Annotated in this window: 14 protein-coding genes and 1 pseudogene; 6 read left to right on the top strand and 9 right to left on the bottom strand. The window is 64.0% G+C overall.

Translation table 11 applies throughout. From position 1 onward, the window contains the following. The coding region (locus tag M7H19_RS11650) for a type I restriction endonuclease (RefSeq protein ID WP_298180732.1) at nucleotides 1–3120 on the top strand (3120 nt) is incomplete at its 5' end. Between the two features lie 128 nt (nucleotides 3121–3248). Here the strand turns inward: M7H19_RS11650 and M7H19_RS11645 are convergent. Continuing rightward, nucleotides 3249–3503: a helix-turn-helix domain-containing protein gene (locus tag M7H19_RS11645; RefSeq protein WP_298180730.1), complete on the bottom strand. Its 255-nt coding sequence runs from the start codon at nucleotides 3501–3503 to the stop codon at nucleotides 3249–3251. 104 nt (nucleotides 3504–3607) lie between these two features. On the opposite strand from M7H19_RS11645, the gene M7H19_RS11640 reads away from it, so the two are divergent. After that, nucleotides 3608–3967: a hypothetical protein gene (locus tag M7H19_RS11640; protein ID WP_298180728.1), complete on the top strand. Its 360-nt coding sequence runs from the start codon at nucleotides 3608–3610 to the stop codon at nucleotides 3965–3967. Here the strand turns inward: M7H19_RS11640 and M7H19_RS11635 are convergent. The 5 genes from M7H19_RS11635 to M7H19_RS11615 all read right to left on the bottom strand — a co-directional run bounded on the left by M7H19_RS11635 (nucleotide 3960) and on the right by M7H19_RS11615 (nucleotide 8226). Next, nucleotides 3960–4553 carry a flavoprotein gene (locus M7H19_RS11635; protein WP_298180727.1) on the bottom strand — a complete coding sequence of 198 codons (594 nt, stop codon included), beginning with the start codon at nucleotides 4551–4553 and terminating at the stop codon, nucleotides 3960–3962. The genes M7H19_RS11640 and M7H19_RS11635 overlap by 8 nt on opposite strands. After that, complete coding sequence (locus tag M7H19_RS11630; protein WP_298180725.1) at nucleotides 4546–5073, bottom strand: hypothetical protein; 528 nt, start codon at nucleotides 5071–5073, stop codon at nucleotides 4546–4548. The genes M7H19_RS11635 and M7H19_RS11630 overlap by 8 nt, the downstream gene beginning before the upstream one ends. Nucleotides 5074–5099: 26 nt before the next feature. After that, entirely contained in the window at nucleotides 5100–6008 is a 909-nt protein-coding gene (locus M7H19_RS11625) for an alpha/beta fold hydrolase (protein ID WP_298180724.1), read from the bottom strand. Nucleotides 6009–6886: 878 nt separating this feature from the next. Next, nucleotides 6887–7057, bottom strand: coding sequence for a cypemycin family RiPP (locus tag M7H19_RS11620; RefSeq protein WP_298180722.1), 171 nt, complete (start codon nucleotides 7055–7057; stop codon nucleotides 6887–6889). 566 nt (nucleotides 7058–7623) lie between these two features. Next, the gene (locus M7H19_RS11615) at nucleotides 7624–8226 is read right to left on the bottom strand and encodes an XRE family transcriptional regulator (RefSeq protein ID WP_298180720.1); all 603 of its coding nucleotides are present in this window, start codon (nucleotides 8224–8226) and stop codon (nucleotides 7624–7626) included. Nucleotides 8227–8314: 88 nt separating this feature from the next. On the opposite strand from M7H19_RS11615, the gene M7H19_RS11610 reads away from it, so the two are divergent. Next, the gene (locus tag M7H19_RS11610; RefSeq protein ID WP_298180717.1) at nucleotides 8315–8941 is read left to right on the top strand and encodes a class I SAM-dependent methyltransferase; all 627 of its coding nucleotides are present in this window, start codon (nucleotides 8315–8317) and stop codon (nucleotides 8939–8941) included. Nucleotides 8942–8975: 34 nt separating this feature from the next. Then, nucleotides 8976–9083, top strand: a pseudogene (locus M7H19_RS11605) (mini-circle protein); the annotation flags it as partial. Here the strand turns inward: M7H19_RS11605 and M7H19_RS11600 are convergent. Genes M7H19_RS11600 through cynS form a run of 3 tightly spaced genes read right to left on the bottom strand, consistent with a single transcriptional unit; the run spans nucleotide 9068 to nucleotide 10548 of the window. Next, on the bottom strand, nucleotides 9068–9922 hold the full coding sequence (locus M7H19_RS11600; RefSeq protein ID WP_298180714.1) for a hypothetical protein: 855 nt from the start codon (nucleotides 9920–9922) through the stop codon (nucleotides 9068–9070). The pseudogene M7H19_RS11605 and the gene M7H19_RS11600 overlap by 16 nt on opposite strands. Before the next feature lie 44 nt (nucleotides 9923–9966). Next, nucleotides 9967–10071, bottom strand: a complete 105-nt coding sequence (locus M7H19_RS11595) for a DNA/RNA helicase domain-containing protein (protein ID WP_363321369.1) — start codon at nucleotides 10069–10071, stop codon at nucleotides 9967–9969. Between the two features lie 27 nt (nucleotides 10072–10098). Continuing rightward, nucleotides 10099–10548 carry a cyanase gene (gene cynS / locus M7H19_RS11590; protein WP_298180712.1) on the bottom strand — a complete coding sequence of 150 codons (450 nt, stop codon included), beginning with the start codon at nucleotides 10546–10548 and terminating at the stop codon, nucleotides 10099–10101. A gap of 540 nt (nucleotides 10549–11088) precedes the next feature. On the opposite strand from cynS, the gene M7H19_RS11585 reads away from it, so the two are divergent. Both M7H19_RS11585 and M7H19_RS11580 read left to right on the top strand, forming a co-directional pair. Then, nucleotides 11089–13143, top strand: coding sequence for a catalase (locus M7H19_RS11585; protein ID WP_298180735.1), 2055 nt, complete (start codon nucleotides 11089–11091; stop codon nucleotides 13141–13143). 132 nt (nucleotides 13144–13275) lie between these two features. Continuing rightward, nucleotides 13276–14223: penicillin acylase family protein (locus tag M7H19_RS11580; protein WP_298180711.1), on the top strand; the 948-nt coding region annotated here is incomplete at its 3' end.

The raw sequence follows: 14223 nt of genomic DNA, 5'->3' as shown, positions 1-14223 counted from the left end.
GAAGCCGTCTTCGAGACCGAGATCTGCGAGTATCTGGCCGCCCACGGGTGGCTCTACTCCGCCGACGACACCGGCTATGACCGCGAGCGCGCCCTGTTCCCCGAGGACCTGTTCGCCTGGCTGGAGCAGACCCAGCCGACGCCCTACCAGAAGGCGTTGAAGGCGGCCGGGTCGCAGGCGAAGTTCCTCGACGTGCTCACAACGGCGCTCGACAAGCCCCTTGAACACGGCGGCGGGACGCTCAACATCCTCCGCAACGGTGTGCAATACATCGGCGGTGGCCGGTTGAAAATGGCGCAGTTCCGCCCCGAAACCTCGCTGAACGCGACCACCAACGAGCAGTATGCGGCGATGCGGGTGCGGGTGATGCGGCAGGTGCACTTCTCCACCGCCGACCAGCGCAGCATCGACCTGGTCTTCTTCATCAACGGGCTCCCAGTCGCCACCGTGGAGCTGAAAACCGACTTCACCCAGTCCCTCGACGAGGCCATCAACCAATACCGCAGGAACCGGAACCCGATGACCAACGGACGCCCGGAACCGCTGCTGTCGTTCGGGCACCGGGCGCTGGTGCACTTCGCGGTCTCCAACGACCTCGCCGCGATGACCACCAAGTTGGAAGGCGAGAAAACGCACTTCCTGCCCTTCAACACCGGCCACAACGGTGGCGCCGGAAACCCACCGGGCGAGCGTGGGCGGTCGGCGACGGCATACCTGTGGGAACGAGTGTGGGAAAAACACGCCTGGCTGGACATCATCGGCCAGTTGATGATCGTGGAGACCAAGGAGGAATGGGACGTCGCCACCGGAACCTCGGTGCGGCGCACCAGCATGCTCTTCCCGCGCTTCCACCAGTGGGAGGCCGTGACGAACATCGTCGCCGCGGTGCGCGAGGAAGGGGTGGGCCACCGCTACCTGATCCAGCACTCGGCAGGGTCGGGGAAGACCAACACCATCGCCTGGACCGCCCACCGGCTCGCACGGCTGCACGTGAACGACGAGAAAGTCTTCGACTCGGTGATTGTGGTCGTCGACCGCACCGTTCTCGACGGTCAGCTTCAGGAAGCCATCCGGCAGATCGACGGGTCGGGAAAGATCGTGGCCACGATCAGCCCCGAGGACGTGCGCAAGGCGGGGGCCAAGTCGAAGTCCGGACTGCTGGCGACCGCGTTGCGCAACGGGGAACTCATCATCGCGGTGACGGTGCAGACTTTCCCGTTCGCCCTCGATGAGATCCGGGCCGACAAGGGACTGAAGGGAAAGCGGTTCGCGGTGATCGCGGACGAGGCGCACTCCTCCCAGTCCGGGAAGACCTCCTCCAGGCTCAAAGCCGTGCTGACCGCCGAGGAGATCAAGGAGATCGAGGAAGGCGGCTCCGTCGACGTCGAATCGATTCTGGCCTCGGAGATGACCGAGCGGGCCGAATCGGAGAACATCTCCTACTTCGCCTTCACCGCGACACCGAAGAACAAGACCCTGGAACTCTTCGGCCGCAAAGGTCCCGACGGCAAGCCCGTCGAATTCCACCTCTACTCGATGCGGCAGGCGATCGAGGAGGGCTACATCCTCGACGTGCTCAAGGGCTACCAGACCTACGACACCGCGCTGAAGATCGCCGGGAAGGCCGAGAGCGGCGACGGTGGCGAAGTGGAGGAGACCGCGGCGCGCAAGGGGCTGATGCGGTGGGTGAAACTGCACCCGACCAACATCAGCCAGAAGGTGCAGATCATCGTCGAGCACTTCCACACCAACGTGGCCCACCTGCTGGAAGGCAAGGCGAAGGCGATGGTCGTGACCGACTCGCGCAAGGCGGCGGTGAAGTACAAGAAGGCGATCGACGCCTACATCGCCAAGCGGGCCGCCATGGACGCCTCGTACAACTACCGCACGCTGGTCGCCTTCTCCGGCTCGGTGACCATGGCCGAGGACGAGGAGTGGGCCTCGGACTGGGGGCCGCAGCCGAGCAAGGACGACGAGTTCACCGAAGCCAACCTCAACCCCGGAGCCGGTTCGGACCTGGCCGCCGCCTTCAAAGGCGCGACGTACAAGATCATGCTGGTCGCCAACAAGTTCCAGACCGGGTTCGACCAGCCACTGCTGTCGGCGATGTACATCGACAAGAAGCTTTCCGGGGTCACCGCCGTGCAGACGCTCTCGCGGCTCAACCGCACCCATCGCACCGCGGGCGGGGAACAGAAGCGCAAGACGTTCGTCCTTGACTTCGTCAACAAAGCCGAGGACATCCGGGCCGCGTTCGAGCCCTACTTCACCAACGCCACCCTGGAAACCGAGACCGACCCGTACATCGTCATCCACCTGTCCACCAAACTCGACCAGGCCGGGATCTACACACCGGAGCAAGTGCGGAAGGTCGCCGAACTGTGGGTCCGCCGCAAGGGCAACAACGCGCTCTCAGCCGCGATCAGCCCGGCCAAGAACGAGTTCGCCCGCCGCTACGCGGCCGCGATCGAGGCCGACGACAAGGTCACCCTCAACACCCTCGACCTGTTCCGCAAGGACGTCTCCACCTACGTCCGGCTCTACGACTTCATGAGCCAGATCGTCGACTACGGCGACCCGTACATGGAGATGCTGTCGATCTTCCTGCGGCTTCTGGAGAAGGTCATCGCGGATTCGTCGTGGGCCGCGGAAGTCGACCTCTCCGATGTGGTCCTGGTCGGCGTCAAACACAGCAAGGGGACCGCGGTCGACATTTCGCTGACCGGCGACGGCGAGCTCAAGGGCATCAGCGCTGCGGGCACCGGGACGCGGAAGGAGCCGAAGTACGTCGCACTGCAAGTCGTCATCGACAAGATGAACGATCTCTTCGGCGCCGAGTCGTTCGCCGAGTCCCAGGTCCGGGAGTTCGTGCAGGGTCTGGTGCAGCGACTGCTCGCCTACCCGGACCTGGTCAACCAGACCAAGGTGAACTCGAAAAAGCAGTTCATGGAATCGCAGGACTTCCAAGCCGCGGTCACCGAGGCGGTCATCGACAACCAAGAAGCCCACAACACCATGGCCGACTACTTCTTCAGCGACGGCCCCGGCATCAGCGCCGTCATCATGGCACTAGCGGACGCCTTCTACGAGGCCGCGATCGATCAGCGGACGGAGCAGTGAGCAGCCCGACCTCGGAAAGGAAACCGGCGATACTGCTTGAACAGCCACAACGACCACAACACCACAGCCGGGGCGACCGCCCTGCTGTCCTCTTCGGACCTTGATCCGGCCGGTGCTCCGCCTTCCGGTCACTTGTCCGCGTCCGCGGCGTCGAGGAAACTCCTCGCACGGGCCTCGATGTCGGCGACATTCTGTTCCAGCACGGCGGCCGCGAGATCCTCACGAGTCTCGAAGCGACGGTGCAGCGTAGTGCGGCTCACGCCAGCGGCGCGCGCGATGTCCTCAAGCGGCACGTCCGGGCCCAAGGTCGCGAAACAGCGCCTGGCCGCGGTGATCAGGCGAGCACGGTTGCGTGCGGCGTCGCACCGTGGGGAGGTCGGCATGGGTGGAGCGTAACCATCGAGCGGGTGCGCGCAAGAGACATGAACGACGTACTCGTCGGTGCGGACGAGGTAACAGCGGATGAGACGACGGTGGAGGAGCTGGCATGACACGCACGACGAATTCCGGGCGACGCGCGATAGCCGCCGGCGCCGCCGTGTCGATACTGGTCCTGGCGGGTTGCGCGTCGGCTTCCGGCGGCCCGGCGAGCCCGGCCGGGGAACACCGGCACGTAAAGGAACAGACGGCACGCAAGGTGTTGCAAGTCGCGGGGCCACGGGAAAACCCCACGGGAACCCTACTCGAAGGGCCGACCTTCGGCGACGACGGGCGGCTCCACCTCACCGACTACGCGGCACGGCTGTCGACGCGTGTGCCGACCTCCCGAAACCATGTCAGCCCGACGCGGTTCGAATCGATCCCCGCTCAAGCGCTTCTCGGTGAGGAAAGCGAAATGATTAAGTAGTGGAGGAAAGAAGCTTGTTCAGGGTCTCCAAAACCCCGGGGAGATAGAACCCGGTCTCTCCTTCCCATTTCTTCTTGCCGACACTGTAGGAGGGGACGGTAGGAGAAAAGGCAACGTTTTCGCGTTTGAGCAGCCGTGTCGTCATCTCCTCCACAACGGCGTTGCTCGCCGGATGCGCGGCAGCCAGGACGATGGGCTTGGTCGTCATCTGCAGGGCGAGTAAGGCCGGTGTGTTCCCGAATCCTCCCGCCAATCTCATGGTGAAGTCCAGGGTTGCAGGGAAGACCGCATAGCAATCCGCGATGTCGGCAAGCGATACATGCGCCTCGGTCGGGAGATTCGGGTCGTCCCAACTATCGGTCCACACCGACCCGGAGACCAAACGACGCAACGCCTCCACCGTGACGAAACGTTGAGCAGATTCGGTCACGACCGCATGAACGGTGAGGTCCGGGTAAGCTTGACGAAGCCAGTGGAACCAATAGGGTACGAGCGCGGCGTTGACGGACCCGGTAACCAGGAAGAGAACGCTGCGGGCCGGTAAGGCAGGAAGCGCGGCATTCGTGGCGGCGGAACTCTCAGACATAGTTTCTGTCCTGCTTATCGGACAAATCCATTTCCGGTGACACCATGATGGGGTTCAGTCCCTGCTTCCCTTCTTGCGGAACGGATGCCAAAATCATGAACTGGCAACGCCCACGCACACCCTCGTTGCGACATTTATCGCGCACGACATCAGAAAGCAATCGATAGCCTTGGCTTCTTACCACCCAGTCGAAGGTTGCGCCATAGCTGCCTAAGGTTCGGATTTGCTGGGCGGTATCGAATAAAGCTTTCTGTGCACGGTTGCCCGGGTTCCAAAACGTTGATAGCAGTGTCGCCTTCGTCTGGAAAGAAATGTTTTTCCAGTTACTCCATTCAGGTTTCCCGAGTTCCTTCTGATAGCGGTACATCACATAGAGGTCCTCAATCCCCGGATTGGGTGCGAAGAACCGCCATTGGGGAATCTTGAGGCTGGGGAGACGTGTCTGAAGCTGTAGCTTGTCATCAGGAATATTGTCACAAATAGTGAGGACTATATGCCCGATGAGTGCTGCGGTCATCACACGGCCACAAAGTGTCCTAACTAGCCTCATCGCATCTCCTTGAGCACGGTGGCCACCTGCTCGGCGCACGGCAGTTTCCCGATGATGGACCGATGACTGCTAAGAGAGACCGCCTGGAAGCGTGCGTTGAGTCGGTCGGCGAGTGTCTGCTGCTGATCGACGTTATCGGCTGCTGATAGTACGACTCGCTCTAAATCGAGTGCCGCCAAAAACTCTTGTCCTTCTGTCGGCTCGTGGAGGTACTCCTGTTGAGCAGTCCGGATAGTGCGGATGCTGCCAATGAAGGACACATACGCTCGTTGAATATCGGGGCGGTATTCAACATCCCTTTCAGGGGGGCTCGTGACCCACCGATTCATGCCAGTCACAGTGCCCAGCATGCGACGAAGCGAATCCTGCTTGAACCGTTCCACACGACGCCGTGAGCGCCGGTCAGCGTCCAGTAGCACCGCATCGGTTCCGTCGAGCACGACAACCGCACGTGCTCGCTTCCGAAGGTATTCGGATTCAGCGAGAGCGTTTCCGGTTACCAGCGATCCGATGGAATGTGAACAGAACACGATCGGCCCCTGCGGTGAACAATGCTGCAATAATGCTTCCAGCAACTGTCCGGGTCGTGCTCGACTGTCGGTGCGTGCGTAGCCGGACCGGTGGTAACAAAGGATGTTGAAGTCGTCGGACAGTAGGTATCTGATCCAGTCCCAGCACTCGAGCGGGGCGCCGAGGCCGTTCTCCAGGACGAGCGTCGTCCTCGAAGTCGTTTCAGCTTCGCTGTAGAGGTACTCGATCGAGCTCCCCTCCTGGTCGAGCAGGACCGAAGTACCTTTTATCCCCAGTCTTCGAGCCCGTTCTTCCTGGGTGCGAACATAGGACATGCCTGAACTGACCGCGATTACGCCGGCTAAGGCGGTGAGGATGGACTTTTCGATGTTCATCAGGCACGCGCGTGTCGATCGATAACGTACATAACCGCTCCATGGGACGAAGAGAACCCCCAGAAAAAGCGCGGAAGCCCCATTGTGGCCGCGACTCCCAGATGAAATCCACGAACGGCTGACAACGCGTAACGCGCACGATGGGGGCCCATGATGTATACGAGTGGGAACGCTGTCTCCCACACGACCGTGAGCCAAGTGAGGATTCGGGCTAGCTTAGGGTTTCGCTTCAGCATCTGCGCGAGTGAACTCTGCCCATACTGCTGGGGTTGTAGAACGAGGTCCAGCGCCTCGCCCGATCGCCATGTGTAGGACACGAGCTTGGCCAAGCCCGATGCGAGGTACGACACGCACACTTGCGCGTTGACTGCTCGCAGGAACACTTCGTCCGACTGAGCGGCATCCGGGATGACAGCGGTGGCGATACGGTACCCGTTGATCACCTCGGCCATCTGGTCGGAGCCATCTCGACCAAAGGGATTCCGGTATTCTGTCGCGCTGTTGGCCAGGAGCATCAGGCCCGCTCCAAGGATTTGCGTGCGCCGACACGAGCGAGACAGAAGCGTCGTGATCCCCCCGGCCACACCGATACTCTTGAGAAGCGCAGCTCCTTCGCGTGTATCGAGTTTCTCTCGAACGTGTAGAGGAAGAATGCTCGATTCGCGCTGTTGCGACCTACCTCGTAAAAGCCCCTCATCGCTGTGCTGGCGTAACTGCGACAAAGCTTCGAGGCCACTGATGATCTCACCGACTGCGGCTGGGGCCATCGTCCAGTATCTCGCCTTAGCGCGATCCACTGGATACGATGGCCCCAGGAGCAGCTTTGCCGCTCTTGACCGAATTTTAATTCGGCGCATTCCAATATTGCTTTCTATGACTCAGCAGACCAAGCAGATCGTGCTGCCCGTGATCGCCATTTCCGCGATGCCGACGGTGGTGGGAGTCACCATGGCGGGTTCGCTGTTACGGTTCACGAATCCCTGTCCCACATCGGAGAACATCTCATTGACGGAATCCGTGATGAATTCATTGCGTGCTGCTGTATCCATTGTTTCCCCAGATTCTCATGTTGTGGATAGAGTGGAAGCTAGTCGCAATTAGCTCTGACTGTCAACGAGTTGTCCATATTTCGTGCATTTGACTTCAACGAGCTGGGCCTTCTGGGGCAATTCTTTCCGCTGGACGTAGGTACATGCTCTTGGTCTGATCGGCGTGATCGCGGCGTCGACAGCCCTGAATGTCCTGTTTATGCCTATTTTCGATCGTGTTGTGTCTCGGAATTTACCACTTCCGGCTCTTCTGCCGTGGAGAGGTCGTTTTCGCCGTGCGCTGGGAAAGAGCGGTGAGGTGGGCCTGGCGTGACCATCAGAATCACTGAAAGCGAACGCGGCATCGATGTTGTGGAACTCCTGCTGGGTGTTGCAGAGCACGAATCGCTCATCCACCGGCTGGAAGACTCATCCGTGTCCCACCGGAGCGCTTCGTTTTTTTTGAAAGCTGTTATACCAGCGGTGTCGTCGCTTTGCCGCCGTCACCGAACGCGAAGAAGGAACCGGAGGTCGGTGCGCTATCGGGTGTGAACGCTGAAATCCCTCGCTGTGCTTCGTCGGGCTCATCACCGGTTTCCGCCGTGAGGCGGTCGGTGTGGGCCGGCGTGGATGTGTGTGCGTATCCCTTGGGGGTCGAACAGGATGAGTAGCTCCACCACGCCGCCGTCGGCGCTGCCCAGCCAGTGTGGGGAGGAGGTGTCGAACTCGGCCGCCTTACCGGGGCGCAACGTCAGGTCGCGTTCTCCGAGGACCAGCCGCAGTTGTCCGTTGAGGACGTACAACCATTCGAAGCCGTCGTGGGTCTGCGGGTTCGGTTCGAGTGGTTCGGGTTGTGCCGGAATGATCATTTTGAATGCCTGTACCCCGCCGGGCCGCCGGGACAGCGGCACGAAAGTCATCCCGAACCGGTGGATCGGCGTGAGGTGGACGCGAGGGTCGCCGGTGCGCGGCGCGCCGACGAGGTCGTCCAGCGGAACGTTGTAGGTGCGGGCGAGCGGGAGCAGCAACTCCAGGGTCGCGCGGCGCTGCCCGCTCTCCAGCCGAGACAGCGTACTCTCCGACACCCCGGTCGCCGTCGCGAGCTCGGCGAGGGTGATGCCGCGGTGCCGACGCAGCGCGCGAAGTCGCGGCCCCACCGCGTCAAGCACGTCGTTCGTGTCGCGATCCACCGAGCCATCTTGCCAAAACCGCAAGATTTCGTGCCAGTCGGGTGTGTGCGTGGTGAGACTGGGGCCCATGCCGAAGAAAGGGGCACCGATGCACACCACCGATGCGGTCACATTCTGGGACAGCGTCCACGCGTCTCGACCGACGACTATCGGCCCGCGGCCGAACGTCCGGCTCACTGAGACCGTCACCGGCCTGCCGCCTGGTGACGCGTTGGACCTCGGATGTGGCGACGGCGGTGACGCGCTGTGGCTCGCCGACCAGGGGTGGCACGTCACCGCCGTCGACATCTCGACCGTGGCGGTCGAGCGGCTCGCCGCCATCGCCGGCTCACGCGGCCTCGACGACCGAGTCACCGCCGTGCGGCACGACCTGGGAGAAGGCTTCCCTCGCGGCGAGTTCGACCTGATCTGCGCCCACTACCTGCACACCCCCTTCGATCTGGACCGGGCAGCCGTCCTGCGCTCGGCCGCGCACGCGTTGCGCACGGGCGGGCGGCTGCTGGTCGTCGACCACGGCTCGACCGCGCCGTGGTCGTGGGACCAGGACCCCGACGTCCGGTACCCGAACCCACGGGAGGTCGCCGAGGACATCGGCCTGGACTCGGCGACGTGGAGGGTCGAGCGGGCCGACACACCCCGCAGAGTCGCGACAGGACCGAACGGGCAAACCGCTGAGGTCATCGACCACGCCCTACTCATCCGCCGTATCACCTGATCCAGCGGCCACCTCACAGAGGAAGGAACCCCTCATGCCCACCACGCCACGCCAGGACCGTCGCCGTGACACCCCGCAGCCTCGGACCGGCAGCAGCGAGGCCGAGGTCCTGCGCGGATTCCTCGACTACCTCCGTGCCTCGGCGGTGCACCGGAATTGTGTCGCACGCCAGGCCGCGACGCGCACGGAGAGCAATTCGACGAACACGTGCGGCTCGTCCACGGGCAACAGCACGTCTTGGGACGAGGTGCGCAACAGCACGGCGGGACCGGGGACGGCCTGGGCCACGGACCCGTCGGACAGAGCCAGCCACGGAACAGGCCCGGACGTGCCGGGCAGCATGGTCGGTACGACGTCCCGCAGCTCGGAGAAGGAGAGATGGCCGTGGCCGGTGGCCCGGTGTCGGCGTGCCGCCCATTCGAGGCCGGCCCTGCCGATCGACACCGAACCGGACACGAGGCCGGTGTCGTGGAGCCGGGCTCGGACGGCGACGGTGAACGGCGTCGCGCCCAGCTCGCGGGACACGGGGGTCAGCAACGCCTGCATGGCGCGGCGGGCGAAGAACACGCCGAGCGCCACCGCCGCCAACGCGAGCACGAGGACCACGGTGGCGGTGACGGCCCCGGCGCCACCCGCGTTCGTGGCGAAACCGACTGCGGGGAACACTCCGAGCAACAGCTGAACCCCGCCGGTGAGAAACGCCGCACGCACCCACCGCGGCGGCTCGGACACCAGCCCACGAACACTCGCGAGCGCGAGCACGGCGGGCACCACCGCACCCACCACGGGCAGCACCGGCCACACGGCGAAACCATCCACCGCGACGGTGACCACGAGTGCGAGTACGCACAACGCGACGATCGTCCACGGGCACCCGGCCAGTGCCGTCAGCAGGGAACCGCGCGCCCGGGCCCACCGGGGCTGAAGCAACGCGGCAGCCTGTGGGTCGGTGACCCCGGGCATCGTGGTCGGAACGAGCATGTCCGAAAACCTAGCAGCGGCCGTGGCCGGTGGCCCGGTGTCGGTCAGCGCGTCATCTCGTGGAGGAACGCCTGAGTCTCCGGGTCCGTGGAGTACACGCACACACCTCGCATGCCGCGGGTCAGCAGAACCTTGTAGGTGTTGCGGATGAGGGCGGCGAAGTGGAGTTCGTCGGGTCACCAGCGGTAATCGAGGAACTTCCCGTCGAAGGTCACGACCACGCGGTCACCGTCCGGGTCCTCGTGGCGGGAGACGTCGACGCGGAAGTTGATGGCGCTCATGATGCCGTCGCCGAACTCCTCGTGGATCAGTTCCTTCAGCGCGGGACCGTAGACCTTCAAAGCCTCGACGAAACGGTAGATCGTCGGGTCGGACAGCACCTCCGGGTCGCTGCCTCGCATGGGCTGGCGTTGCAGGCTTTCCGCGACCGTGTCGTCCAGTTCGAGCAATCGGCACACGTGGTCGGCCTGTTCGCGGGTCATCGGGTGCTGCCCGAGCAGCGCGGCCGTCGTCCACACGACCGGAGCACCGATCTCCTCGGCGATGCCCGCCCATGTCAACCCTCGGCGGATGCGGGCGGCCACGATGAGTTCGGCGGCTTCGGACTTGCTCAGGATCGGTTTCATGCCGTTCTCCTTAGGGTGCGCTGGTGTTCCCATTGTGGGGACCGCATCCGGGCCGAGTCGAGCGGAACCATCAGTGGCCGCCGGGCGCCGGTTCTTGATCGAGAAGTGTAACGAGACAGCTCGATCGGGTGGGAAAGACGCCGTTGCCCCGTCTTTCGGCGCGGTGTGTGAGCGATGCGGCGAGAAAGGGCGATATTCCCCACCCCTTCGGGGAATGTCCGCTTATCGACTTGTCGGCGGGGTAGGGGAACGGCATGGCGGCGTGCCACGTGGGATCGACGGCGCCCGGAACACGCAACCGATCTGCGAGGAGTCACGGTGGACGAGTCCAACCCGATCAAGGCAGCGATCAGCAAATTCACCGACAGGGCGAAGGACGAGGACGAATCCGCCGAGGCCATCCCCGGTCGGCCGGGCAGCCAGCCGCCGCCACTGGAGGAGCCGACCGAGCCCCATGAACCGCTTCCGCCCAAACCCGACCAGAGCACGCCGGCCCCGCACACCGCCACGGGCAGGCCGACAGGCGGGTCCGCGGAAGCGATGGCGCAGGGCGGTGCCTACCTGACCACCGCACAAGGAGTCCGGCTGCCCGACTCCGACCACTCGCTCAAGGCGGGGCCTCGCGGTCCGGTGCTCCTGCAGGACCACCACCTGCGGGAAAAGATCATGCACTTCGACCAGGAGCGGATTCCCGAACGAGTGGTGCACGCTCGGGGAGCCGCGGCCCACGGCGTGTTCAGAAGTTACGGGACGGCCGCCAACGTCACGAAAGCGGCATTCCTTCAGGAAGGTGTCGAGACCCCGACCTTCACGCGGTTCTCCACCGTGATCGGGTCTCGTGGTTCGTCGGACACCGTTCGGGACACCCGTGGGTTCGCCACCAAGTTCTATACCACCGAAGGCGTGTACGACTTGGTCGGCAACAACATCGCGGTGTTCTTCATCCAGGACGCGATCAAATTCCCCGACATCATCCACGCCGTCAAGCCGCATCCGGACCGAGAGATCCCCCAGGCGCAGAGCGCGCACGACACCTTCTGGGACTTCATGTCGCTGCATACCGAGGCGATGCACCACACGATCTGGGCCATGTCCGACCGGGGCATCCCGCGCTCATACCGGACCATGGAGGGCTTCGGCGTCCACACCTGGCGGCTGGTCAACGCCCAGGGTGAGACGACCCTGGCGAAGTTCATCTGGAAGCCCAAGGCGGGCGTGCACTCCCTGGTGTGGGAGGAGGCGCAGATCATCAACGGCGTGGATCCCGACTTCCACCGCCGCGATCTGGCCGACGCGATCGAAGCGGGTGCCTACCCGGAGTGGGAGCTGTGCATCCAGACCTTCCCCGACACGCCTGAGCAGACGTTCGAGGGCATCGACCTGTTGGACTCCACCAAGATCGTTCCCGAGGAGTTGGCGCCGGTCCAGCCGATCGGCCTGCTCACCCTCAACCGCAACCCGTCCAACTACTTCGCCGAGACCGAGCAGGTCGCCTTCCACGCCGGCCATCTGGTGCCCGGCATCGACGTCACCGATGATCCACTGCTGGCCGGACGGTTGTTCTCCTACCTCGACACTCAGCTCATGCGGCTCGGCGGCCCCAACTTCGCGCAACTGCCGATCAACCGTCCACACGCGCCCGTCAATGACATGCTGCGCGACGGCATGCACCAGACGGCCGTGCACACCGGTGTCGCCCCCTACAAGCCCAACTCCCTGGACGGCGGTTGCCCCTTCTTCGCCGGCAGCGACGAAGGCGGATACGTCGAGGTCCCCACACCGGTCGAGGCCTCGCAGAAGGTCCGCCAAGCGCCCGAATCGTTCGCCGACCACTTCACCCAGCCGCGAATGTTCTGGTTGAGCCTGTCACCGGTCGAACGTGAGCACACCATCGACGGTTTCGTCTTCGAACTCGGCAAGTGCTATGAGCAGGCGGTCAAGGAGCGCACTCTGCGGGCGCTCGCGGAAGTCGATCCCTACCTGTGCGAGAGGGTGGCCGAGGGCCTCGGACTGCCCGCGCCCAAGGCCACCCGCGAGCTCCCGGATGTCCAGCCCAGCCCGGCGCTGTCGCAGGTGGGCAGCAAGTGGCCCACCAAGGGGCGCCTGATCGGCATCATCGCCGACGAAAACGCCGACCTGGACGCCGTCCGTGCCCTGCGGCGGGAGATCTTCAATGGCGACATGGTGCCGCTCGTCATCGGCCCCACCGGTGGCAAGCTCGGCGCGAACAGCGGCGATCCCGTCACCGTGCAGCGCAGTTTCGTCACCGGGCGCTCCACCGAGTTCGACGCGCTGATCGTGGCCGCAGCGCCCGTCCCGGGCAAGGACGCTTTCGCCACCCGCGACGCCAAGGCCTGGAACGGCACCGCCGATGCGGCCATCGACCCGCGTGTGGAGCTCATGCTCACCGAGGCGTACCGACACGCCAAACCGCTGGGCGCGCTGGCCTCCGCCCGGTCGGCGTTCGACGGTGCGGGAATCCCCGTGGACGCGCCCGGAATCGTCGTCGGTGACGACGCCGAAGCGGTTCTCCGGAAAGTCGTCGATCTACTCCGCCACCACCGAGTCTGGGAACGGTTCCCGGCCTACGCCTAGCGCGGAAATCGGTTTCGGTGAGGACGTCGTGGTCACCTGTGGTCCATACGGCTGAGCCGAATATGAAATGCTTTCATTTCTTTTTGGCTGAGGCTAGGGTCTTCCGTCATCGATCAACGGAAGGACCCTGCCATGTCGCGACTTTCGCGCACAGTGGCCGTGTTCGCCGTCGCGGCTGTGGTCGGCACTGTGGTGACCGCACCTCCCGCGAGTGCGCGCCACGCGCCTCTACCGGAGCCGGCGCCGGACTACTGCGGTGAGCAGTGCCACGACATCCTGCCACCTGGCCAGAACGGCAACGCCACCTTCATCGAGCTCGTCGGTCATCTGTTGTTCGGCACCCTGCCGAAACACTCCGATGACCAGCTCGACGCCTACGACGAACTCGCCACCCGGTATTCGGGTCTGACCACCGACACCATCACCGAGTTCTTCAACGACAACTCGTTCGGCGTTCCCGAGGACCAGGTCGAGCGCAGCTACCGGCCACGCGAGGACGTCACCATCGTGCGCGATAAGTCCGCCGGCGTCCCACACATCACCGGCACCACCCGCTCCGGAACCATGTTCGGCGCCGGATACGCCACGGCCGAGGACAAGCTCTTCCTCATGGACGTGCTGCGCCGGGCCGGGCGGGGAACGGTCTCCTCGTTCGCCGGCGGCGCACCCGCGAACCGCGCACTGGAACAGCAATTCTTCGCCGCCGCGCCGTACACCGAGGAGGAACTGCAACAACAGCTCGACGACGTCGCCCGCAGGGGCGAACGCGGCGCCCAGGCCATCGAGGATCTGAAGTCCTATGTGGCGGGAATCAACGCCTACATCGAAAAATCGCATCGCGGTCGGTATTTTCCCGGCGAGTACGTCGCCACCGGGCACGTCGACGCGATCACGAACAAGGGTCGCATCGAACCGTTCAAACCAACCGACATCGTCGTGCTCGCCGCGCTGATCGGTGCCCAGTTCGGCGGTGGTGGCGGTAACGAGGTGCAGAACGCCATCGCCTGGCTGGAACTGCACGAGCGGTTCGGCGTCGAACGCGGGGAGGAGATCTGGAAGGTCTTCCGCGCCGAGAACGAC

The sequence above is a fragment of the Saccharomonospora sp. genome (assembly GCF_027317685.1).
Classification (GTDB): domain Bacteria; phylum Actinomycetota; class Actinomycetes; order Mycobacteriales; family Pseudonocardiaceae; genus Saccharomonospora.
The sequence above is the reverse complement of the archived record's forward strand: the minus strand, read 5'-3'. Positions and strand labels throughout refer to the sequence as shown.